Genomic DNA, 22,046 nt, shown 5'->3' with positions numbered 1-22,046 from the left:
TTGTGTCCTCTAAAGCACGAGCAAAAGGAATGAGTTCGCCGCGAGTGGCGGCACGAAGTCGTCGGAGCCGATGGTCACGGAAACGATGGCCGTCAGGTCGCTCTCCACGCCCGCGAAGCTGACCGCCCAGGCCTGCATCTCGACCTCGTCCCCGAACAGGTACCCAGGAACGTCGATCGCGCCCTCTGCTGGCGAGCAAGACAGCGGCGCTTGCCAGACCAATGCACCGGCAAGCCTTGTCTGCAGCTTGAAGGCGGCAACGGCGATCGCGTTCGACGTCCCGGCGGAAATCATGATGGTCAGACCGTTGGCGTCGCCGGTGTCGACCGTGCCGGTTTCGATGCCCGTGAACTTCGGTATCGCCGGTGGGATCAGGGATAGGTCGATCTCGGCGCCCACACGACCGCTCCAGGCCGGCGGCACTTCGGCGTCCGTCAGTTCGTCGATGACCGGGGCCGCCGGCAGCATCGACAGCACCGTCGAATTGTTCTTGCCGCGCGTCATGCCGGCAACGATCAGCGGGATGCTGTCGAGCGTGGCCGGGCCGAAATGAATGATCTCGCCGACCTTAGGCTTCTCGCCGGTGCCGGTCAGCCGCACGGCCGCGCTCTCGCCGGCGACGGTGGCGATGGTCCGCACCACGCTGGTGCCGATCGTGTCGTCGGCATCGAACTGGCGGAAGCGGATGGCGTAGCTCTCGCCGGCGGCCATGGTGAAGACGCCGTCGGTCTCGACGTGATCGCCACGCACCGCCTTGACGCGCGCCGAATGCATGGCGCGCTTCAGCACGTCGCGCGAGGCCACGACCAGGTCGCCGGTGGTCGCCGTGCGTACGGTGCCTTGCTGCACCGCCGAGTAGCTGACGGCGCGGTTCATGATCTCGTATTGCCGGCGCCGGGCCTCGCGCCAGATCTCGTCCGGATTTGTCTTACCGGGCAGCTTCAGCTCCTCCGTGATGTCGATCGGGCCGACATAGCCGGGCCACGGCACCAGGCGCTCGGCCTGCTGGTAGTCGTTGGTCTCGTCGATGAACGGCAGGCGCAGCGCATGCGGCGGCTCGAAATAGGAAGGCGACCAGCGGAATTCGGACGAATTCCTTGGGTTCACATGGTCCACGACAAGTTCGCGCGGCCGGTCAATGACGACAGTCCATTTGCGGCCGTTCCATTTGACGGCCGCCCGGCCAGCCGCGCCGATCGCCGCCAGCGTCTCGCCCAGCGTGGCTTCGAAATCATGGATGCGGCTGTACTCCAGGCCCTTGGCCACACAGAATTCATGCCAGTCCTCGAACGCTGGCCAATCGATCTGGTCGTCCGGAGTGGGCCGGTACAGGCCGGGACCTCGCAAAGTGAAAAGGGCCAGAGACGCTGGCCGTTTTGTGGGCCTGGCAATCCACGTCCCGCTGTCGGCGTCCCAGTCCGGCGCGATCCGCTTGTCGAGTGTGTTGAAGGTGTCGAGCGTGCCGTTGAGCTGCGCTGTCGCCTTGATACGTAGCGCCTGCAGCGCGACCGGCTTGCGGAAATTGAACGGGTATTCCGGCCGGAAGCTCTGCAGCACCACCCAGGTGCAATTCAGGACAAATTGCGATCCGTTGCCCGGCTCGACCTCCGAGTCCGTCAGCCGCTCATATTCGATCTCGTAGGCACCGCGTACGGGGTAATCGATGCGGTCGGCGCGATAAAAACCGACCTTTTTCGTAGCGCGGATGGAGAGATCTGGCAGGTCGGTCCAGGCTACGGTACCGGCGAGCCGGTAGCGTCGCTTGAACACCACTTCCACTGAAAACTCCTCGCCCTCATCATCGATCTTGATCAGGCCAGCGGGAAACGACAGGATCGAGATCGACCAGGCGGTATCGCGAGCGGTGAAGCGGCTGACCGGCTTGGCTTCCGACGGCTCACCCTTGATGATCTTGCCGTTGTCGTTGTGCTTCAACGGCCGTTCCAGGTCGGTGCCGATGCGCTCCTCGAGCACCTGGTTGGTGTAGAGCGTCAGCGGTTCATCGTCGGCATAGCCGAACCGCGTCTCGATCTGGATCTCGTCGAATTTCGTCAGCAGCGTGTCGCCGAGCTTCTCCTCCGAGATCTCCAGCGGCCCGTAACCGTGCAGGAAGACGGCGCGGTCGTAGAGCCGGTCGCCGACCACCTCGATATAGGACATCGCTCCGAACGGCGGCGCATAACGGTGCGTGCCCATGACCATGGGCACCGGCGCGTCGGGGGTGAACTGGTTCTGCCATCCGGCGATCGCGTAGGTCGGCTTTTCCTCCCCCGGGGGTTTGGGCAGCGGCAGCAGCGCATTCATCAGCAACCCGCCGAGCGCCGTCAGGCCCACCGTCAGGGCGGTCTTCGCGACGTTGGCAAGCAATTCCGAGCCAAATAGCGTGGCGCCGGCGGGGAAGAAAAAACCGGCGACGGCGATTGCCGCGACGGAGACCAGGATCTGCAGCACGGACCGAAGCGAGTCTCCACCGGGAACGACGCGGATGACCACATGGACGCCGGCATTCGGCCGCGCCCGGTGCCACAGTGCGCGCGGAACGACCTGCATGCCGTCACTCTTGACCAGCGCAACACGGGTGCGCTCCAGCACCGGGTCACTGGCGCCAGGCAGCGCCATCGCTACCATCTCGGCGATCGTCATGCCGGCCGGCAGCGTCAGCTCGATGCGGGCGCGGTCGGGCTGGAATGCAATGGGCGCGGCCGTGACATGGACGCTCATGCGCCCCTCCAGCGATAGATGCCGGTCAGCTTGCCTGCCCAGGGCGAGCCGTCGTCGAAGCGCTCGATCTTCGAGCAATCCTGTTCAACCATGTGCATCATCAAGCCCGGCCGCAGGAAAAGCCCGCAATGGGCATCGAGGCGGCCGCGCCGGAACCAGAGAATGTCCAGCACCTGAGGCTCATCGACCTTCAACCACAGCGGCGATAGCGCTTCGCGTGCGACGATCGCCGCGACTTCTCGCTGCTCGGCCGCGCTCGGATAAAGGCCGGCGTAGGACGGCAGTTCGTTGCCGGCATGCTCGGCATGGACGAGGCGGACAAAACCCCAACAATCGCAGCCGGACCAGTCGCGGCCCTTGTCGGCAAAGGGCAGGCCAATGAAAGCCTGCGTCCAGCGGAGATCGCCCTGGGCTTCCAGCAACGTCATTTGTGCAGCCCCGGAAAGCGTTCCTTGGTCATGCGGTCGGCCGGAAAAGGCTCCTCGGTGATCGGCTCCATCGAGAACTTCAGAGAAACTTGGCCGCTATCGCCGTCCGCGCCGGTCATCAGCAAGCCGATCCATTCGGCCTCGACATTGTCCGGGCTGGACGCCAGCGCGATCGCCATGTGGCAGGTCGCCTGCACGGTGGTCGACGTGAGGATGTCGGCGATGTCGCTGTCGAGGATTTCGAGCACCAGCGAGGCCTGCGCCGGCGCGTCGTCTTCCTCGTCGGGGACGAGGGCGTCGAGCATGACGAAGAGGAACGCCGAACCGTCGTTGGTGCGCCAGTTCGAGCAGGTGCCGTACATCAGCGGCTCGACCGAGATCCTGTCGGCATTGTCGGAGGAGAGCCGCACGGGCGTTTCGAGCAGCGGGTGCTCGATGATGACCAGCACAACCTCCAGCTCGTCGGTCGCGACCTGGTCTATGGCGAGACGGGCATTGAGCGAGACGCGCCTCATGGCATCACCGCGATGTCGAAGGAGACCCGCCACTGGACGCTGCTCGGCGAGCTCGGCGCGCGTGCGGGCAGCTGCTGGCCGATCAGGCACAGCCAGGTCTCGGCTATCAGGATCGCCGTGCCACCTTCGGTGGTGAACGGCGTGCCGTCATCGGTCAGCAGCGGCAGGCCGTCCGTGTCCCACGCCGGCATCAGGAAAGGCAGCGTGCCTTGCTTGATCTCCTCGTTGTACCAGCGGTCGAAGCGGGCAAGCTGCGCCCTGGTCAGTACGGTCGAGAAGGCAACGGTGTCGGCGACCGCCGAGAAGCGGCGCCGCACATTGGGCGGGCCGGCGTCTTCGGCTCTTCGGGTGCGGCCGTCGCCGCGCGTCACCTGGTAGGGCGCGCGTTCCGGTCTCGGCAGCTCGGGCGGATACCAGACCAGGGTCATCGGCGTTTCACCGGCTGTCTGGCGCCGCGCGAGGCGAGCGTCTTGTTGAAGGAGCTGCCGCGCCGGTTCGCGGCGGCCGTCAGCTTCTCCTCGATGATGATGTCCTCGCGGCGGCCGCCCTTGCCGTCGTCGGTTTCCTCCTCGCGCACGCTCACGCCGGCATAGTCGTGATAGTGGCGCTCGATGCGCGCTGGCTGGGCGGACTGCGATGACCAGCCGCCCACTGATGCGGAGCCGGAGCTACCGGCGCCGGGCATGGCATAACCGCCCTCGTAGTAGCCACGGCCCGATTTGGCTGTGCGCCGTAGACTGTCCAGGAACGGCACGCCGAGCGCTCGCACCACCGGCGCATCCATGACGTACTCTTGCTCGTGGACCAGGCCGGCGACCTTGTACGGGTCGCTACCGCCGGTCGAGCCACCAACGTCATACAATCCGCCGCCGCCGGCCTGGATCGCCGCCCAGGCGCCCGGCGACAATGAGGCGCCGCCACCGAACAGCCCAGCGAGCCAGCTCAGCCAGCCGCCGCCACCGCCGGCGGGTGCGGTCGGGAATTGGCTGAGCGCATTGCCGAGCTGGCCAAGCCCGCCGCCGAAGGTGCCGAGGTCTTTCGTCGCCGCCGTGGCAGTGCCCTGGAACCTGGCCAGGGCATCCTGCGAGGCGGTCAGGCGCTTTTGCCAGAGTGCGATGTTTTCCGGATTGGCCTGCGACCAGCCCTCGGCCCGCTCGAAGCCGGCGAAGGCGCCGGTTGCGGAGCGCACGTCGTTCGAGCCGAGCAGCCGCTTCAGCACGCCGCTCTCCGGCCCCTGCAGCTCCTTCCAGATGTAATCGAGCTGCCCGCCGACGCCCGGCACCTTGCCGCCGTTTGCCGATAACAACCCCGTCAGCCTGGAGCCCAGCCATTGCGGCAGGCCGGTGGCGCCGCCATTCGGGTTGACCGCGTTGGGGTTGAGGCCGCTCTCGGCGGTCAGATTGCCCATGATGCCGGCGATCTGGTGCGACTGGAGACCCTTGCCGGCGAAGAAGTTCCAGATCTGGGCGCCGATGCCGCTCTGCGACGTGGCTGACGCTGCCGCGCCGCCGGTCGCGCTGTTGTCGTTGGCTCCAGAGAGCAGACGGGTAATCGCGCCCAGTGGGCCGCCGACACCGCCAGTGCCGCCGATGCCCAGGGCGCCATTGATGTTGACGACACCGGCCTGAACATCCATGGCGCCGACCGTCTGGCCGCCGTCCGGCTGCGGACCGCCGAGCAGAGTGCCGATGAAGCCGCCGATCCCGCCGATGCTGTCGAGCGTCGGCAGGCCCTTGTCGTAGAGGGCGTTGGCCAGCGGGTTTTTGATCGCCAGCTGGGTGAGTTGCTTCAGCACGTCGTCGGCGACGCCCTTCAGCACGCTGTCTATATCGGTAAAGCCGCCGAGCGCGCTGTCTACAATGCCGCCGATCACGTCAACGCCGGTTTCGCGCACATCCTCCCAGAGCTGCTTTTGCTGCTTCAGCAGCTCGTTCATGCGGATCATGGCCGCCGCTTCGGAATTGAGGTCGACTGCGAGGCCGGCTCCTTTCAGCCGATCGGCAACCGTTGCCTCGATCGGCGAGCGGCCGAGCTGGTCGCGCTCGAACTGGAGCTCGCGTGCCAGATTGGCCCGCGCGGCCGCCTCTGCCATCCGGCCGTACTCGGCCGCCTTTTCCTTGATGCGCTGGATCTCGGCTTCGTCGACGGCGACATTGTTGCGGGCCGCTTCCTCGCGAACCTGCGAGGTCAACTCGAATTCCATGCGCAGCCTAGCCGTCTCACCGGCCGTCCTGCCGATCAGGCTGATGTCGAACTGCTGGGCGGCAAGCGTCTGGTCAAGCGAGCGGAAGCGCTCTTTCTGCGCATCCGAAAGGCTCTTTGTTGCACTGGCCAAGGCAAGCTTGCCGGCGATGTCGATCCGATCGGCACGGGCGACATCGCTTTCGCCCCTGATGTATTGGGCGGCGGCTTCGGCCCGCGCGGCTGCGGCTTTCTCGGCGGGCGATATTGCCAACAAGGCCTGGAGCTGCGCCGCAGCAGCTTCTCGGCGCTGGGCGATGCCAGCTTGATCCGCGGCCGGATTTATCCTGACGCTTGCGAACGGGTCGGTTCCCATGCGCCGCCGGCGTTCAAGCTCCTCCCGGCCGTATTGTTGCGCCCGGTCCAGCGCACCAGGCCCACCAATCGAACCGCGATTAATGTCCTTGATGATCTCGTCGGATCTCTGGAGTTGCTTGGCGGCCTCGGCAGCGGCCGCGACGATGCCAAGGATCTTGTCGCCCGTTGTCTGCAGGCCCGGATTGTTAGCCACGACGGCGGCGATGCTGTCTTCGAACTGCCGGTAATTCGGCACGCCGCGCTCGATCTGGCTGTTCAGAATGCTTATGGCAGCGCCAAACTCCTGGAACTCCGGCTTTGCGGCGAAGAACGTCTCACGGCCGCGCCCGATCGTGAACCGCGATACGAGCTGGCTTTGTACGTCTTGAGAGGCCGCATCCAGAGAACGCTTGAGATCGGCGATATCTCGCCGAGCGGCCGCTTCGGCTGCGATCACGGACTTCCTGCCAAAATCCTCCGCCTTGATGCCGGCTAGCCCGTAGGCGTTACCCAACTCGGTGATCGACTTAAGCTGCGCCTTTAGCGCCTCATCCAGCGACTTGGTGGCCTCGCGAGACATGATCGAATAGGTGACAAAAGCTGCGCCAGCGACCGCGATACTGGTCGCTATCAGTCCGACCGGGCCGGCGAAGCTGATAAAGGATGCCGCTGTCGACACCAAGGAAGCCCTGATGGCGGCAAGCGAGCCGCGCAGCCCTTTCGGCCCGCTTTCCAGCGCATCATAGACCTGGCCGGCCTGGGAGGCGAAAATCATCAACCCCGGCGCGCCGAGCGCCCACATGGTGATGACGTCGTTGCCTTGCTGCGACAGCCTCAGCAATTGGTTGGAAGTCAGCCGTGATGCATTCGCGACGGATGCGAGGCTGGCGGCGGCGGCTGCGCCTTGTCGACGCTGCGCTGCCTCCTGCCCGGTGAGCGCTTCGGTGACACGCCGAGACGCTGCTACCGCCTGATCGTTTGCGGCAGCTTGGGTGTTGGCCGCGTTGGTTGCCGTGACGCCAATTGTATGGACGGCCGCATTTGTTTCCTCGGCCGCCGCTTTGGCGCCAGAAGCATCGCCGCTGATGACGAGGGCGAGGTTGAGGCTCAATCGCGCACCTCATTCATGATCGCGCGGGCCTCGATCTCCATTTCGCGCAGATCGTCGAGCAGCCGGGCGGCCGGATAGCGCCGCTTTTCGCGCGTCGGCCGCGCCCGCAGCAGTACACCGGCCGCCGCATAGTCGATGCCGAGCCAGTAGAGCAGGCCGTGCATGCCCCGCGACACCACGCGCCATTGCGTCTCGCAGCCGAGAAACAGCGCCACGGAAGGCATGTTGATGTCCCAAACCTCGAACACGTCGCTCTCTTCGTCACTGGCATCGGGCAGGCTTTCAGGCGGGACGCCCAACGCCTCGGCATCTTGCCGCGCCTGGTCGTCGGGCCGCGAAGGGCGGGTCGGGTCGGTCAAGCCTTCCCGTGCCAGCGCCCAGGCGCGCGCGGCCTCTGTCAGTTTCCCTTTCGGGCCTCGGGGCTGGCGAGCGAGGCGGCATAAGCGTTGTAGAGCGCGACCCGGTACCAGGTCTGCTGCAGCGCGTCGCGGAACACATCTTCGGAATACTCGACCTCGTTCCCGTCCTCGCCGACTACGTCGCGCCAGCCCCGGCTCGCCTTGATCAGGAGATCGTGCTCGCGTGCTCGCTTGGCCTCGGCCGTCGGCAGCGCCTCGATCTCTTTGTTGAGCGCGTTGGCCTCGTCCTCGCCGACGCCGGCGAACTGATGGGTGTAGCTCATCGTCTTCCATTTGCCCGGCTTGTCAGGGTCAGGAAGCTCGATCTTGATCGGCCACCAGTAGAGATACTCCTTGGCGAGAACGAATTTCATGGGCGCTTTCCTAAGGTTTGAAGGGCGATTGAAGCGGCGTTGAAACCGCCTATTTGACTGTGATTTTCAGCTCTTTGGTGCCGAGGCTGGTCAGCATCAGCGGCACCGAATAGTTGCGGATGTTGTCGCTCTGACCCTCGGTGGGCCGGCCGATCTGGACGGCGTCGCTGTCGATCGCCACGGTGTTGCCGGCCACCGTGCCATGGGTCAGCGCCAGGGCGCCCTTGGTGTGGGCTCGTGCGATCGCGAACCAATCCTTGGTCGCCAGCGACTGAGCCTTGACGACAGCGGTGCCGGTGACCGCGCGATCGGTGATCTCGATGCTCTCTTCACCGATCAGATGACGCGGCACGACCTGCGACCCGGTGTCGATGTTGAGGCTCTCGGCAATCGCGGTCCAGCCATGCAACGACATGACCGTGTTGGCCTTAGAGACAACCAGCGGGTCGATCCACATCGTCTTGGTGATGACCGGCAACGCCTCGTCAGTGATGGTGCCGAGCAGGCCCTTCATTGAGAATTGGAAGCGCGGAATGCGCTTCGGCGTGAAGCCGAGCGAGACACTGCCGCGCATGCCGAGCAGCACATGTTTGACGCCGTCGGAATTGTAGTAGAGCGAGCTGCTCTCGAAGGTGTCGTGGATCAGATCATACTGAACGTCGACGCCGGCCGAGACCACCTGGGCAAAGCCGCAGGAGCGCAGCAACGGTCCGAAAGCCGGCGCCGTGCCGGCGACACCCGCACCGGCAATCTCGACCGAGAAATTGAATTGGCCGTAATCGCCGGTCAGAAACACGCCCTGATGGCCGAGGAAAGGCTGCATCAGATTGCGCGCTTCTTCATCGCCAGCGAGCGGGGTGAAGGCGGCGTCGCTGAGCTGGATGTAGTTTGCAGCTCCAGTCGGCACGGGATCGGTGCCATAAACAGCTTCAGGCTTGATGAGTGCGGAAAGCTTCTTCCAGCGGCGGATCGGCATGGTCTATTTCCCCTTCTTAGGCGCGCCGGTGTCGGCCGCCGTTTTTTCGTCCGTGCCGGCCGGTAGAGGCTCGGCTTCGCTGCCGTACGGCGGTGCGGGCTCGGTGCCCTCGACCCGCTCCAGCGTCCCGTCCTTGCGCCGGACGTAGGCGCCGCCGGCGACCGGCGTTTCGATCTTTGCCATGTCAGCTTTTCTCCACGAGGTAGTAGCCGGCGCCGAACAGCTCGCGCTGCCAGACGTGGCCGTTCTTGGCTTTGAGAAGGTTCGACGAGATGTGCTCGACAACGTCGGCATTGTTCACGCTCGCCGGTTCGAAGCCGATCAAGGCGCCGCGCACCGCGTCCTTAAGCATTTCGATGTCATCGGCAGCGGCCCCGCCTGTACCGTCCGAGACGTTGCGGGTGACGATGATGACGGCGACATCGGCCTCTGTGCGCTGAAGCACGTTGCCTGTCATGCGCTCGTTTCCACCGCTGTGCTCTTCCTCGACCAGGACGAACGCCGCCGGCATCGTCTTCGGTTCGCCATTGAGCGAGGCCCAGGCGGCCGCGCCCGCGACCACGCGGAAGAGCGGCGGGTCCATATCGCGCAGGCGCTGCTGGAATTCGGACGAGAGCGTCATGGCTGCGCTCCCGACTGGCTGTCGGCCTCGGCGCGGAACGCGTCCTCGGCGATGCGCAGGATTTCGGCCTGATCGTCCTCGTCGACATAGAGATACGGCCGCGCCGGGATCGTGATGCTGTGCGCGCCGATCGAGACGCGAACGGTTTCCTTACGCTTCCGCGACGCCTTGACGAAGCGCCGGCCGCGATTGGTCTTGCCGAAGTGCAAATCCTGATCGCGCGCCGGGATCTTCACTGTGCCGCCGAGCTGCTGGACGGCGGCATAGAGCAGGTTGGTCCCGACCGCCGCTTCGGTGTCGGTCGCTTCGCCTGTGATCGAGCTGTAGAGCCGGTTGGTGACGCGCAGCATGTGGCCGTAGCCGCGCTGGCTGCGGCCGATGCGCTTAGCGGCCGTGCGCGGGCTGAGCCTTTGCCACTTGCCGGCCGCGCCGGTCTCGCGCTCGAAATGACGCTGGGTCGACGTGACCAGGTACGCGGCGATCGCCGACATGATCGTCCTGGGATGTTCGGCCAGGCGCTCGATGCGATCGAGCGTCGCCAGCACGGCCTGGTCGACGAGGCGGATCTGGATGCCTTCGGTCGCCATCAGTAGCCCCGCAGCGTGTCGCGGCGGAAGACGCGCGTCGACGGATTGGCGCGGATGGAGCCGCCGCCCGCCTGTTCCGGCGTCTCGCCCTGATCGTCGATTGAGACCAGACCTTTCGAAACGTCCTTCAGCCAGGATAGCGCGGTGGCGAAGTTGCGCGAGACGATGCTGTCCTTGTCGGCAGCCTCGCCGTGCAGATAGTAGCGCGCGAGATCTGCCGCGACCTTGGTCAGCACCGGCGGCACAACAGAAAGCGGCAGGTCAAACTGCTTGCCGATATAGCCGTCAATGACGCCGTCAGCGTCCGCCGGGGCGCGGCCGACCACGACATCGTCGATCGTGCTCGGCGGCATGTTCGTCCGATCCGTGAGCTGGATCAGCTCAGTCGCGCCGAAGCGGTCGACCAGGTCCTGTTTAACTGCGTAGGTCACGCGCTCAGACCAGCTCCACCGCGAGCATAGTTTCGGCGAAGATCAGTTCGAGCTGATCCGGCGAGGTGAAGCTTTCGAGCAGGTGATCGGCCGGCGTCCTGGAGTGCGCCATGCCGCCGCGCCGAAAGCGTTCCACCTTCGACGTGATGCGCAACGTGGTCGGCTCCGGACGGCCGCTCGCCTGCCAGGTGTCCAGTGCGGCCGAGAGGCTCGGGTATTTTGCGACGAATTCCGCCTTCGCCGTGTCGAGGCGCTTTTCAAGCTCGTCGATCGACATCCCCGTCGCATCGATCAAACCAGCAAATGCGGAGCCGGCCGCATTGCCGGCTCCGCCCTGGTCTTCGCTCTCGGGGGGCATGCTGGTGGTCTTGGAAGTCCTGGAAGCCATCGTTCAATCCTCGTTTTCGGGCCTTTGAAAAGGAGCCGGCCTAGCTGCTTTTCAAAAACCCGCCGGTGACGAGACCGGCGGGGTTTCTGGTATTGGCAAGCTAATCAGGCCAGCCAGGGAACCATGAGGAGTTCGGCTGTCCCGGCCCACTTGTTGGTCTCGCCGCCATTGACGAGCTGCGACGACACGATCGCCTTTCCGGCTCCTTCGAGCGACGGAGGCACAACTAGGAGGTCGGGCACGAGCCCGAGCGGTTGGCCATAGTCCGCCTTGAAGCTGGCGATCGCCGCCCTCGCGATTTCGTAATTGGCGGCGGTCAGGGGCTGTTTGGAGCCCCAACCCAGCTGCCAAAGGCCGTAACCTGCGTTTGCGCGGCCATCGACGCCGTAGAGGAATTTCTTCTGATTGAAGACGTTGTCGTCGGTCGGCTTGTCCTTAGAGACGAAGTCGAAGGCCTTGCGCTCCTGATAGATGATCGGCTTGAGCGCCCGCTTGGTGCAGAGCAAGTACCAGGGGGTGCCGGCACCGCCATCCGTGTTCGCGACCGAGGCCGTGGTGCCATCCGCCTGGATCACGGGATGGTCGGTGTCGAAGAAGAACTGCCCGTCATAGCAGTTCGTATTGAAGCCGGCCTTCAACAGCGGCCAAACCAGTGTATCGGGGAAGTTGCCGACGTTCTCGCCCAACATCTGGAACAGCGGCCCGTACGTGCCTAGCGTGTCGTCGTCCATGTCGTCACGATCGACGCCGACCGTCTCTTCGAACGACCGGTTCTTGATCTCATAGTCGTACTCGGAAAGGTTCTGGACGAGACGATCGCCGATCCATTCGCGGATGCCGGGGATGTTCGCCAGCCAACCGTATTTTTCGGAGCGGCTGGACGAAGTCACTTTCATCGCGACGCGAGACTGCTGCGACGCAGCAGTGCCGAGGCCGGCCTGGAAGGTGGTCTTAAAACCGACGCGGAGGGCGTCGAGACTTGCGGAATTGATCTTCATGGTGGCCCCTAATTGAACTTGACCCAGACGCCGGCGGCGTCCACGTCGTGAATTTTCCCGGCCGGCGAACGGGTGTTCGCGCCGTTGGTCTTGGCGACGGTCTGATCGTCGACGCCGTAGCAAGTGGCGCCGATGTCGCTTCGAGTGATCAGGTCGGCCGCAGCGGAGTTGGCGAAGAGGTAGATGCCCCGGCCGACGCGAACATTGATGGCTGCGTCCGCGCCGGCCGAGTTGTCGGCGTCCTTCTCGGCTCGGCCGAGCCCAACCATGCCGACTGCGGTGATCACCGGCACGGCGAGGCCGGCGGCATTGATCGCCACCATCCCGCCGGCGTAGATCTTCGTCGCGCCCTTGACCGGAGGCTCGGAGATGTCGCCGAAGCGCTCCAGCGTGTTGCGACCTTTGGTGAGCGCGGCCATCAGCGTGCCTCCTGTTCAGCGGCGATCGTCTTGCGGTACTCGGCCGGCGCGATGCCCAGCGCCGTGCAGACAGCGAGCTGCGCCTCGTCAAGCGTCTCACCGGCACCGGCGTCGCGCTTCTTGTCGGCGAGTTGCGGCTTGGTCAGCACGGGCGCGTTGCCGATGAAGGTCTGGAACGAAGCCAGATCCTTCTTGGCATAGTCGGTCGCCCACTCCTTGAGCGACGGCGCTACCTTGCCGGCCTCAATGGCGCTGTTGACGGCTTCGGTGACCTTGTCGCCGAGCACGTCTTCCTGGAGCTTCTTGAGATCGGTCTGAAGCGCGGTGACCTGGGCGATCGGCACGAACCTGGTCGGGTCCGGCGAAACGCCCTTCACGGCCGACTGCACGGCCGTGACGATCTCTTCGGACTTGGCCGTAGCCGCCAGGCCGGCGGCCTCGGCGAACTTGACGCGATCGGCGGCGATCGAATTGACCGCCGCTAGGATCTCGTCCGGCTTGGCCGTTTCGGTGAGGCCGGCCGCCTTGGCGATTGCCGTGCTGCTGGTCAGCAGCGCATTGATGGCGGCAATGACGCCGGCATCAGTCGTGCCCGTGGCGAGGCCAAGGGCAGCAAGGATCTTGTCCATGCTTTCTCCGTTCTGTTCAGTTTCGGGGTGGAGCAGTGCACTCGCAGCGACCGCGACCAGGTCGAGGTTTGGAGTGTTCGTCAGCCCGGCCATGCGGATGAGCAGCACCCGGCCGGAGGTCTTTTCGTGCAGGAAGACCGGCGAGAGGTAGCGGTACTCTTTGGCCCTGATCGCCGTAGCCGCCTTTTCGGTCCATTCGACCCGGCCATAGATGCCGTCGTCGTGAACCTTGAGTTCCTTTATCCAGCCAGCTGCCGGCGCCTTGCCGCCCACGCCAGGCACGGCGCCGTAGACGGCCTGGTGATCGTAGTCGATGGCAAGGTCAGTCGACCCGGCATAGGTCCGGGTGTTCGCGACGATCTTTTCCATCGACGCCTTGTCGCCAGTCACCCAGGGGCCGAAGCCGTTGCGCCCCGAGAAAGTCCCGGCAGGGGTGAGCTGCACCCACGCACCATCCGCGTCCGCTGCGCTGAGCGCAGTCGAATGCATGGCGACCACGGCGGCCGAAAGGAGCGAAGCAAGGGCGGATTTCATCGCCGGACATTGGCCCGCCCGAAGCCGTCAAATCATGCCCGCCGTGGCGGGCGGTGGTCGATACTCGGGGGATCGAACCGACGGTGCGTGAATGAGCATGGTCCGCCGCCGAATTCGCACCGGAACGGTAGCCGACAGGCGGCCAACCGACAAGCTCCCAAAAAAAGTTGGTATTGCGCCTGCCCGATCTCGTACGAATAGGTTCTAAAATCGGTTTTGAACGGGTCTACAGAGGTACGAAGCTTCAATCCGGGGTGCCGTCGCCCAATGCTAGCTGACGGCCGTTTCGACGGGCGGTTGCTGCTGCTTAAGAACCTCTAAGACTACCCAAGGGGAACCGCCGGGGTAGACGGCGTTCGATGTAGGCTCTGGCCGCACCATAAGCTTGATGTCAGAGCACTGGTCGGCGCATGTCTTTGCGATGAGCCGCAGTCCCCTTTCGTGGTCTCTCGGCAAAATCGACGCAAGCTCCTTTCCGACCTTCGTCAGTGGATAGATGGGAACCGGAAGCTTAGTAGCCGATCGGTCGATGAGCTGCATCGTGATCCGAAAAGAGCCACTGGCGAGGTCCAGGGTGCCGGGGGTTCTTAAATCGTAATTAGCAGTCAGCATTGACCCGACGCCCTGGATTAGCCCCGCAGCTTCCAACGTAACATACGGGTTAACGTCGGTGTCGTCTTCAGTATCTCGGACCAACGCGTGGGCCAGGCGTTGGTTAGCCTCATTCTTGAAAATCGTAGCGGTGCTAGCGTCCAGCTCCGCAGCGACACGAAGAGTGCTAAATGAAAAACTGCCTGGTTGCTGGGCTTCGCCAGCCAGTATGCGACCAAGAAACGTCCGCATCCGTTCGCTGGACGCACTCTTCGCATAGTGGCCCCACATGTTAAGGAAATCGTCTTCAATCTCGGCGCCCTCGGATCCATCGACGGGGTCGTTGGACGGCGGTGGCAAAAGTCTAGTCTGCTCCTCAGCCTTCTGCAAAGTGGCTGCCAAATTCGTTTGCTCGCGCATCACACCATTGAAATGTGAGTCTACCAGTACCTCGGCCAGTGACCGATCCGATTTGATCCGCTCGACGGCCGCGTCCCCGAGTGCATCGATGATTTTCGCCTCGTTCGCCTGCTTTGTTCGCGCGAGCAAGATCTCTCTCTCGATTCCCAACCCTTTGAACTCGGCTTTCGCTCCAAAGAAATAGTCCCACGCGCGCACAAACCTCGACCGCACCTTAATTTCGATCGAGTTTCCAGTGACGCCAATCGTTAGCCCTGTTTCGTTCGGGTTGGGTTCGTCTGTCATAGTGTGCTCCCGCGCAGCCCAAGCCCATTACACAATCACGCGGGGCGTCCACCAACAAGAGCTACTCGTTAAGGAGCCAGGCTGAAACCGAGGTCTTACGCGCTAGATCCTGTCCAACGACCGAAAGATAGCCCGCCTTGCCGGGATTATAGGCCCAGCCCGGATCGATGCCGTCAGGCACAGTCGTGACCTCGCCGGTGCGATTGTTGACAAATTTGCGCGTCGTTGCGGTCGGCGGCTCGAACCTCAGGATCTCGCCCTCACGCTGCAGCCGGTCAATATCGCGTTGAGAGAGGCTCTGCAGAGTGCAATGGCAGTTCCAGCCGTTCGGGCAGGCATGGGTGTTCCACCAAGGGTGATCGATCGGCAGCACCGTATTATGCCAGAGCTGATGCAGCGGGCGCGGATGCTCCTGGCCTTCGAGGTGGACATAGCGCAGGAATGGTCGCGCGGCCTTGTTGCGCTCGAAGCCCGCCCAGTGACCGGCCGCATAGCTGACCCGCATGTTGACATCGAAGATGGTGGTCAGGCGCCTTACGCTGCCGAGCTGGGACCAGCGCATTTCGCCGGTCTGCGGATCAAAGGCCGGCTGGTGGCCCCACCAGCCCTTTGCCTGGAGGAGCGGCGTCAGCTCGGCCGAGAACTGCCGGAATGTCTTTCCCTCTGCAAGCGCCTTCACAAGCGCTTTGTAGATGTCGTCCAGGATATCGAAGCCGGCGGACTTGGCCACCGTGAAGCTGCGGGCATGCGCCGCCTGCCATGTGTCCAGCCAGGAGAATTCTGGATCGAGACGCTGGCCACGCGCGAACAGTGCCGCTAGGGCATCGAGCGGCGCGACTGGCTTTAGCTGCGCTTCCATGCTCGCTCCATCACAGGCTGTCGTCGACCTCGCCGGCAATCCGTGCGGCAAAGGCTGATTTTGCGAGCAGCTCGGTCATGGCACTCACATCCATGCCGGCGAACCGCCTGGACAGGATCGCCTTGACATCCTCGATCGAGCTGGCGGCGGCGATCTCAGCTTCGAGGCCGGCGACGAGCGGCGAGACGAGCGGCTCCCAATCCGACAGCATGGCGTCGGTCGCACGTTCGATTGCGTCTTTCTTCAGGCCGCCGACCGAGTGCACAGTCTCACGCTTCCCAGCCGGATCGGCTGGCGGGATGATGTCGGGTGCGGCTGGGTCGACCGGTGCCGGACCGCGCGGCGCCACCAGCAGCTCGTCATCCTTGCCAGGCTCGGGCATGCCGATCCGGTCGCGCATGACGGACGCACTGACCTTCAGGCCGAACGGCACAAGCTTTGTGACGTTGTCCACCAGCGCCTTGGTGTCGATCTGCTCCGGCCGACCGATGCAGATCTTCGGATATTTGGCCTGGGGACCATGGTTGAGGTCGACAATCGGTCGGACCAGGTCGCGGTTGAGAGTCGCAGCCAGCCGCCGGGCGTCGGACTTCTCGATGTCGTCGCGAACGCCGTCGTGGGTTTTTCCAACTGCGTGGCCGCCCGCGATGGCGTCGGTGGTGCCGGTCTGGCCGAGCACCACCTTGGAAACCTGTTGGTCGAGCCAGTCAGCGCGTTCCTTGTAGAGTTGATGCGAGCCGGAAATCTCTGCCTTGACGAATTCGACCGCCATCGAGACCGGCACAATCGCAGCGTAGTCGGCGCCGATATTGGTCACCGCCTCTAGCAGCACTTCCTTGTCGCGCTCGCTCGCACTGGCATCGTATTTTCCGAGCCGCAACGGCTGGCCGTAAGCCTCGCAGAAGATCGCCCAATCCTTGACCGTGTAGCTCTTGAACAGGAAGGACCAGGCGACAGCGCGGGCGAAGCCGCCGCGGATCGGCAGACCAGACTTGGCTTTGCCCGTGTGGAAAATCCATTGATAGGGATTGAGCGGCTCGACGCCGGCGTTTTCCCTTAGCAGTGGTGTTTCGCCGTCGATGCGATCGAAGGTAAACCAGCGTGGATCTCGGAAGGCCAAACGCTTCGGCCGCCAGTCCTTCTCCGATGTCTCCCAAACGATTTCGGTGCAGGAATAGCCCTTGCCGATCGCGTCCAGGATGTCGACGAGTTCATCATAGAACCCGTCGCGCTCGATGATGTCGCGCACGAGCTGGGCGGCCGCTTCGCTCTTTGCATCCTCGCCGGCTGCCTCGACAGTTAGTTCCAGGCCGGCGACTTGCGTCTTCCTGGTACCGAGCACGCCGAGATAGTGGTTGTCGCGCTCTTCGATGTCCTCGGCCAAGGCCAGATAGTTTTCCGGGTCACCATCGATTGAGCTGCGAAGGATGGACGCCAGTCTGCCCGGCGTCAGGCCGGCGGCCGGATGGTGCGCGTCGGTGCGCCGCACGCTGGCCGTCGTGGGTGCGGCTTGTTCCGTCTTCAGCTTCGTCGTGTCGACCGGTCGGCCAAAAGCATCGTACCAGGTGAAAGCCATCAGAAGATCCCCGAGCTGCGGCGAAGTGAACCCAAACGAAAGCCGCCTGTTTTTTGATTGGCGCGGTCGCGCCAGCCATCGCCGTCAGATGGCCGCTCATCAAACGGGTTCATGGGCAGTGTGACCGGCTGATAGCCGTACTCGTGCCACTGCATGCGGCTGGCGAAATAGGCGAGGACGAGCGCGACCGCGAAATCGCCATGGCGCTTCGCGCCGGCCGTACCGACACGCTCGGGCGGGATCAACGGAATGCCTCGAATGATCTTGACCACGCGAAGATCCACCGAATGCTCGGCGTCCCTGGTCAGGGCGATGTTAGCGTCTTCGAAGGCCGTTTTAAGCGGCGGGAAATTCTCGTTGTACCAATTCTGGCTGAGTGTGACCGACCAGACGAGGCCGCCCGGTGTTTCTTCGGTGTGCAGACCGAAGGTGCGGCCGAGATCCTCGGCAAGGTTCATGCCGACGCCGGTTGCGTCGACCGCCGCGCCGCACAGCCGTGGCGACGCCTTCAAGATCAGGGTGGCGATTTCCTTCTGCTCCTGGAACGGCACATTGCGCAGTTCGACCGTTAGGTTAGATTTTCGGCGCAACACCTTGTCGATCGATAATAGCGTCATGACCGCCGGATCGGCCTTGCGAGCCGGGTCATAGCCGAAAGCATGCTGCCGGTTCTCGTCCAGCCCGTCGAGCGCTTCCTTGATCGCGTCCAGATGAGGCGACATCAGATGCCGGCGCTCCAACTCCGGCCGATGCAGGAAGTCTAGCGGCAGATCGATGCGGATCACCGGCGCCTCTTCCGGCATCAATGTCATGCGCGCTTCTATCAGGGGCGATGTCAGCCAGGCGCCGGAGCCCATGGACGGAACGCAGAACAGCTCCTCGTCGGCGCCGTCGCCGTAAAAATCGATGATGTCCTGGCGCCACTGCGCCTCTGCCTCAGGCGACCACTCGCGGCCGGTGACCAGACAGATGCGCTCGTAGAGTCCTTCCAGCAGCGCCTGGTCGAAATCGATCTTGAGATGACTGTACTTCGATCGGCCGCCGAGGATATCCTGGACCTGGACGTTGAATTCGTTGTCGGCGCCGTTATGGGTCGAACAGACCACGACCTGGCCGCCCCACATCAGGTTGGCCAGCGCCGCCTTTAGCAACTCCTTCAGGCTGTCGACGAATGCCGCCTCGTCGATGATGACCAGGCCCTGCTTACCGCGCAGAGTGCGCGGCGCCGACGACAATGCCAGGATCTCAAAGCCGGACGCGAACTGGATTCGGAAGGCCTTGATTTGCCGGGTCTCGTCCGGATGGGCGGGGTCCACGTCGTCGAACAGGAACTCTTCCTGGGCAATCGCCGCCTGCGCAAAAGCCCGAGCCCACATGGCGCAGGCGTCGATGAACTCGCGCGTCATCTCCTGGGAATAGGAGATGTACATGGCGTCCATGCCACCGGCATCCTTGGCCCGGCCGGCGCGCAGCACGGCATAGGAAGCCAGTGCCCAGGTCTCGCCGATGCGCCGGCTCTTCTCGATGAACAGCACGCGGACGGCGGTGCTTTCGAGAAGCGAGACGGTGCGCCCCTGATAGCCCAGGAGCACGCTGGGTAGACCGACGCTGTCGATGACATGGTCGAGGTTCGCCATGCTTTCGCGGCGAACCGTTTCCCATTCGCTTTTGTTAATTGGCCCGGTCATATTGTCGGCTTCCCCTGGGAGGAAATGACATGGATCAGAGAGACATTGATGAAGCCAAGGACTTCGCTTTGTTTGTATTTGCGATGCAGACTTGGCATGCACTTCCGGCTGAGCCGGAATTTGAACCAGACGAACAGCTGAAGACGAAGGCATGGCGCGGCGCGTTATCAAGCAAGCGAAGACCCACGGGCGAAATGGCTTTCTCAGAGAGGTTGGTGGCACTAAATCCATCCTTTTTCGCAGATATCCGGGCGCGCCTCGGGAGCTGATCGATGGCGCGATCGACAACCTTCAAGCCGTCATAAGAGACGAACTCAGCAAGCCTGCGTAAATTCATTCTTTTCCTCTCACGCCGAGAATTTGAGCCTTGATCGCCTCGGCCGTCTCGGCCGACATGCCCTTGGCCTTGGCGACGGTGTCGACCGCCTTTTCAACATCAGCCTTGAACTCCTTCGCTACCTTGGTCCGGCGATCGCTGGAAACGCTCTGCGCCTGCGTCGCCATCTTCAGTGCTGTGGCGAGCTGCATGGCGCCGATCGGCGCCAGTCCACTTTCGCCAGCATCGGTCAGCAGTTCGAAAACCAGCGTCTTGATCGCCTCTGCTGCGATCAGCGTCAGATCGTCTGAGCTTTGGGCGTCGAACCGCTTCGAGATAGTCGCCGCGATCTCGCGGGTTTCTTCCAGCCGCCGCGTCATCATCGCCAGCTTGATGGAGAAGCGGTTGAACGCCGAGAAGGAAGGAATGACGAATTCCAGCGCGCCCTTGTGCACGGCCTCCAGGGCCTGCATCTTCAGGAAGAATTCTTCGTAGATCTCCGTTTGGGTCCGCTCGCGATCCTGCAGGGCCGTGGCCGCCCAGGTAATGATGGGGCCGCATTCCTCGGGCAGGCGCTCGATCGCCGAAAGCTGACCACGGCCCTTGCGCGCCATCTCAGGCCTCCGGTGACGGCCGCGCCACGCCTTCGATGATCGACCGCCTTTCGACATGGTCGATGCCGCTGCGGGTGATGGCGGCGACCATGACGCTGCCGGCCTCGGTCACCTTGACGGCGCCCAGCTCGGCGAGCTTGCGCAGTTGCGTGCGGACCCATTCGCGCGAGCGATTGTGGCCGAACGTGTCGAGCGTCTTGGTCAGCAGCACCTCGTTGAGCCGGCCGTCTGTCTGCCGGTTCAGCTCGCGCAGGATGATCAGCCGGGCATCGTAGGTCAGGTAGGCATCAAAATCGGTCATGCGGCGCTCTTGGAACCGGTCAACAGGTAATTCTCCATGCGATGCACGGTGCGGGCGATACCGTTGACCACCTCGGCCTGCTTGCCGGCTTCGCCCTTGATTTCGGATACAGCGAGCCGCAGATCGGTGAACGCGCCCACGTCGGGCAGATGCTTCATGTCGCTCTCGATCGACTGAATGCGAACGCCGTGATCGTCGACCCTCTTGTCGATTTCGGCGCACTTGATGTCGACCGAGGTGCGGATCTCCTGAAAGTCTTCGGCGGACGACTTCTTGAAGGCGTCGACATCGGCTTGCGCCTTTTTGCCGCCGGCAGTCAGCCACACGTAAATCACCGTTGCGAACGACAGCAGGGGTGAGGCAAGCGAGGCCCAGGTAACCAGCTCTTCCATCTAGGCGCGTCTCCGGTTCTGTCGCTCGATGAACGTTTCGCAGTCGATGCACCTGGTGGCACGCGGCATCGCATGGCGTCGCGCATCGGGGATACGCTCTCCGCAATCGCAGAAAGGCGAGACCTCTTCGGCCTGGTATTGCCCCCTGATAGCTGCCTGGATACGAGCGACGCCAGCTTCGCGCTCCTGCTCTATCCGGCGCTCGGCCAAGTCGATGGCTGCGTTGCCGGCCGTCATTGCTTGTCCCAATCCGCGACCTTGGCCAGGCGGGCAGCGCAGACATCTCGCGCGGCGCCGTTGACATCACCGCGCTCGACGAAATCGCCGGCGACGGCCGGCCCGCCGAGCTTCCGCCAGTTTGGCGGGCATGGGATCAGAAATGCCGGGGGGATGCGTTCCTTGACGGTCAGCACTTTAACGAGCACCTGCGGCTTTGGGCTTGTCGTACAGCTTCCGCAAATCAGCAGGCACAGGCAAAGCGAGGAAGTTCCGAGTATCCGCATTGGCTTCTTTCAGGGCGACCAGCGCCGCGTTGTTGTCGATGAAGGCCTGGTTTGCTGCCGCGATCTGTTCCGCGAGATCCGCAGTCAGCTTTGCGTCTGCGGCGGCTTGCGCCTGCAGGCGGCCGATCGTCGCCCGGTTGGCGTCGTTCACGTCCTCGGCAACTTTCAGGTCGGCCTTGGCCGCGCGCTCGGCAGTCTGGGCATCGCGCGCTTCGACCTTGTAGTGGTAGGCGACCAGGCCGAGGCCCATGAAGGCCAGCACGACGAGACCGAGCATGATCAGCCGCGCCTGCATCAATGTGAGCCCTTGAGGCAGTACTGCTGCTCCAAGGCACGACGCTTGATCAAGCCCTTGAGGACCTTGCCGCCGGCAAAGACGAACTTGCCGATTTCCAGGCACGCGGCCTTGACATTGCCGGCGCGGAGATAGTCTGCGGCCGTGCTCTCGCAGAACGCGTCGTTGCCGAGGTTGTAGGAGAAGTCATTGAAGGCGGTCTGGACGTAGACGTGGAGCTGCCCGTAATTGGCGACGCATTTGGCGTTCCCCTGCTCGTAGTGCGCCATCCGTTTGGTCAGCAGCGCCCGGCATTCCTCCTCGGAGAATTTGCGCCCAACCATGTCCTTGGCGTTTAGCGTCTCGCCATAGCAATAGGTCAGCACGCCGACCGGGTCTCGGTAGACGTAGCCGCGATAACCCTCCAGAGGCGCTGCCATGGTGGCTGCCGCTGCGATGCCGGCGGCAACAGCCGCAGCCGCTCCGGTATTCCTAGCTATCGCCATGGTGAAACCTTCCGCCTGTGAAATCGGCCGGGAGAGGTCCCGGCCATTTCGC

The 22,046-nt window shown here is 63.7% G+C and carries 28 protein-coding genes; 1 reads left to right on the top strand and 27 read right to left on the bottom strand.

Annotated features, from left to right (window positions below):
• Positions 1-9: 9 nt before the first annotated feature.
• The 20 genes from gpJ to NKI25_RS01960 all read right to left on the bottom strand — a co-directional run bounded on the left by gpJ (position 10) and on the right by NKI25_RS01960 (position 19,088).
• On the bottom strand, positions 10-2,721 hold the full coding sequence (gene gpJ / locus NKI25_RS02055; RefSeq protein WP_352997999.1) for a TipJ family phage tail tip protein: 2,712 nt from the start codon (positions 2,719-2,721) through the stop codon (positions 10-12).
• Complete coding sequence (locus tag NKI25_RS02050) at positions 2,718-3,149, bottom strand: C40 family peptidase (protein WP_352997997.1); 432 nt, start codon at positions 3,147-3,149, stop codon at positions 2,718-2,720. The genes gpJ and NKI25_RS02050 overlap by 4 nt, the downstream gene beginning before the upstream one ends.
• Complete coding sequence (locus NKI25_RS02045) at positions 3,146-3,664, bottom strand: DUF1833 family protein (protein ID WP_352997995.1); 519 nt, start codon at positions 3,662-3,664, stop codon at positions 3,146-3,148. Before NKI25_RS02045 ends, NKI25_RS02050 begins: the two co-directional genes overlap by 4 nt.
• A complete protein-coding gene (locus NKI25_RS02040) occupies positions 3,661-4,092 on the bottom strand; it encodes a hypothetical protein (RefSeq protein WP_352997994.1) in 432 nt (143 codons plus the stop codon). Before NKI25_RS02040 ends, NKI25_RS02045 begins: the two co-directional genes overlap by 4 nt.
• Complete coding sequence (locus tag NKI25_RS02035) at positions 4,089-7,313, bottom strand: phage tail tip lysozyme (RefSeq protein WP_352997992.1); 3,225 nt, start codon at positions 7,311-7,313, stop codon at positions 4,089-4,091. The genes NKI25_RS02040 and NKI25_RS02035 overlap by 4 nt, the downstream gene beginning before the upstream one ends.
• Complete coding sequence (locus NKI25_RS02030; RefSeq protein ID WP_352997990.1) at positions 7,310-7,672, bottom strand: DUF1799 domain-containing protein; 363 nt, start codon at positions 7,670-7,672, stop codon at positions 7,310-7,312. Before NKI25_RS02030 ends, NKI25_RS02035 begins: the two co-directional genes overlap by 4 nt.
• 38 nt (positions 7,673-7,710) lie before the next feature.
• Positions 7,711-8,085, bottom strand: coding sequence for a hypothetical protein (locus NKI25_RS02025; protein WP_352997988.1), 375 nt, complete (start codon positions 8,083-8,085; stop codon positions 7,711-7,713).
• A gap of 49 nt (positions 8,086-8,134) precedes the next feature.
• A complete protein-coding gene (locus NKI25_RS02020; protein WP_352997986.1) occupies positions 8,135-9,061 on the bottom strand; it encodes a phage tail tube protein in 927 nt (308 codons plus the stop codon).
• A 3-nt stretch (positions 9,062-9,064) separates the two neighbouring features.
• Complete coding sequence (locus NKI25_RS02015) at positions 9,065-9,244, bottom strand: hypothetical protein (protein ID WP_352997984.1); 180 nt, start codon at positions 9,242-9,244, stop codon at positions 9,065-9,067.
• A gap of 1 nt (position 9,245) precedes the next feature.
• On the bottom strand, positions 9,246-9,683 hold the full coding sequence (locus NKI25_RS02010) for a phage tail terminator protein (RefSeq protein WP_352997982.1): 438 nt from the start codon (positions 9,681-9,683) through the stop codon (positions 9,246-9,248).
• The gene (locus tag NKI25_RS02005; RefSeq protein ID WP_352997980.1) at positions 9,680-10,270 is read right to left on the bottom strand and encodes a phage virion morphogenesis protein; all 591 of its coding nucleotides are present in this window, start codon (positions 10,268-10,270) and stop codon (positions 9,680-9,682) included. Before NKI25_RS02005 ends, NKI25_RS02010 begins: the two co-directional genes overlap by 4 nt.
• Positions 10,270-10,701 carry a gp436 family protein gene (locus tag NKI25_RS02000; RefSeq protein WP_352997978.1) on the bottom strand — a complete coding sequence of 144 codons (432 nt, stop codon included), beginning with the start codon at positions 10,699-10,701 and terminating at the stop codon, positions 10,270-10,272. The genes NKI25_RS02005 and NKI25_RS02000 overlap by 1 nt, the downstream gene beginning before the upstream one ends.
• Before the next feature lie 4 nt (positions 10,702-10,705).
• The gene (locus NKI25_RS01995) at positions 10,706-11,089 is read right to left on the bottom strand and encodes an HI1506-related protein (RefSeq protein WP_352997975.1); all 384 of its coding nucleotides are present in this window, start codon (positions 11,087-11,089) and stop codon (positions 10,706-10,708) included.
• 104 nt (positions 11,090-11,193) lie between these two features.
• Positions 11,194-12,087, bottom strand: a complete 894-nt coding sequence (locus tag NKI25_RS01990; RefSeq protein ID WP_352997973.1) for a Mu-like prophage major head subunit gpT family protein — start codon at positions 12,085-12,087, stop codon at positions 11,194-11,196.
• A gap of 8 nt (positions 12,088-12,095) precedes the next feature.
• Complete coding sequence (locus NKI25_RS01985) at positions 12,096-12,506, bottom strand: hypothetical protein (RefSeq protein ID WP_352997971.1); 411 nt, start codon at positions 12,504-12,506, stop codon at positions 12,096-12,098.
• A complete protein-coding gene (locus NKI25_RS01980; protein ID WP_352997970.1) occupies positions 12,506-13,669 on the bottom strand; it encodes a phage protease in 1,164 nt (387 codons plus the stop codon). Before NKI25_RS01980 ends, NKI25_RS01985 begins: the two co-directional genes overlap by 1 nt.
• A 270-nt stretch (positions 13,670-13,939) precedes the next feature.
• Positions 13,940-14,965 carry a DUF2806 domain-containing protein gene (locus NKI25_RS01975; protein WP_352997968.1) on the bottom strand — a complete coding sequence of 342 codons (1,026 nt, stop codon included), beginning with the start codon at positions 14,963-14,965 and terminating at the stop codon, positions 13,940-13,942.
• Between the two features lie 61 nt (positions 14,966-15,026).
• On the bottom strand, positions 15,027-15,824 hold the full coding sequence (locus NKI25_RS01970) for a phage head morphogenesis protein (protein ID WP_352997966.1): 798 nt from the start codon (positions 15,822-15,824) through the stop codon (positions 15,027-15,029).
• A gap of 10 nt (positions 15,825-15,834) precedes the next feature.
• Positions 15,835-17,400 (bottom strand): DUF935 domain-containing protein, encoded by a 1,566-nt coding sequence (locus NKI25_RS01965; RefSeq protein ID WP_352997964.1) that lies wholly within the window; start codon positions 17,398-17,400, stop codon positions 15,835-15,837.
• Positions 17,400-19,088, bottom strand: coding sequence for a terminase large subunit domain-containing protein (locus NKI25_RS01960; protein WP_352997962.1), 1,689 nt, complete (start codon positions 19,086-19,088; stop codon positions 17,400-17,402). The genes NKI25_RS01965 and NKI25_RS01960 overlap by 1 nt, the downstream gene beginning before the upstream one ends.
• Positions 19,089-19,117: 29 nt before the next feature.
• Here NKI25_RS01960 and NKI25_RS01955 point away from each other — a divergent pair, with 29 nt between their 5' ends.
• Positions 19,118-19,357, top strand: a complete 240-nt coding sequence (locus NKI25_RS01955; RefSeq protein WP_352997960.1) for a hypothetical protein — start codon at positions 19,118-19,120, stop codon at positions 19,355-19,357.
• A 64-nt stretch (positions 19,358-19,421) separates the two neighbouring features.
• Here the strand turns inward: NKI25_RS01955 and NKI25_RS01950 are convergent, their stop codons facing one another.
• The 7 genes from NKI25_RS01950 to NKI25_RS01920 are packed head-to-tail and all read right to left on the bottom strand — an operon-like array spanning position 19,422 to position 21,994.
• Positions 19,422-20,018 carry a DUF3486 family protein gene (locus tag NKI25_RS01950; protein WP_352997958.1) on the bottom strand — a complete coding sequence of 199 codons (597 nt, stop codon included), beginning with the start codon at positions 20,016-20,018 and terminating at the stop codon, positions 19,422-19,424.
• 1 nt (position 20,019) lies between these two features.
• Positions 20,020-20,319, bottom strand: coding sequence for a VpaChn25_0724 family phage protein (locus tag NKI25_RS01945; RefSeq protein WP_352997956.1), 300 nt, complete (start codon positions 20,317-20,319; stop codon positions 20,020-20,022).
• A complete protein-coding gene (locus NKI25_RS01940) occupies positions 20,316-20,711 on the bottom strand; it encodes a DUF2730 family protein (protein ID WP_352997954.1) in 396 nt (131 codons plus the stop codon). Before NKI25_RS01940 ends, NKI25_RS01945 begins: the two co-directional genes overlap by 4 nt.
• Positions 20,712-20,948: a TraR/DksA C4-type zinc finger protein gene (locus NKI25_RS01935; RefSeq protein WP_352997952.1), complete on the bottom strand. Its 237-nt coding sequence runs from the start codon at positions 20,946-20,948 to the stop codon at positions 20,712-20,714.
• Complete coding sequence (locus NKI25_RS01930; RefSeq protein ID WP_352997950.1) at positions 20,945-21,124, bottom strand: hypothetical protein; 180 nt, start codon at positions 21,122-21,124, stop codon at positions 20,945-20,947. The genes NKI25_RS01935 and NKI25_RS01930 overlap by 4 nt, the downstream gene beginning before the upstream one ends.
• A 1-nt stretch (position 21,125) precedes the next feature.
• Positions 21,126-21,509 (bottom strand): hypothetical protein, encoded by a 384-nt coding sequence (locus NKI25_RS01925; protein WP_352997948.1) that lies wholly within the window; start codon positions 21,507-21,509, stop codon positions 21,126-21,128.
• The gene (locus NKI25_RS01920) at positions 21,509-21,994 is read right to left on the bottom strand and encodes a lysozyme (RefSeq protein WP_352997946.1); all 486 of its coding nucleotides are present in this window, start codon (positions 21,992-21,994) and stop codon (positions 21,509-21,511) included. The genes NKI25_RS01925 and NKI25_RS01920 overlap by 1 nt, the downstream gene beginning before the upstream one ends.
• Positions 21,995-22,046: the final 52 nt, after the last annotated feature.

It is taken from the genome of Mesorhizobium sp. M0808, assembly GCF_040320025.1.
Lineage (GTDB): Bacteria > Pseudomonadota > Alphaproteobacteria > Rhizobiales > Rhizobiaceae > Mesorhizobium.
Note: the sequence above shows the minus strand (reverse complement) of the source record. Positions and strands in the feature narration are given on the sequence as shown.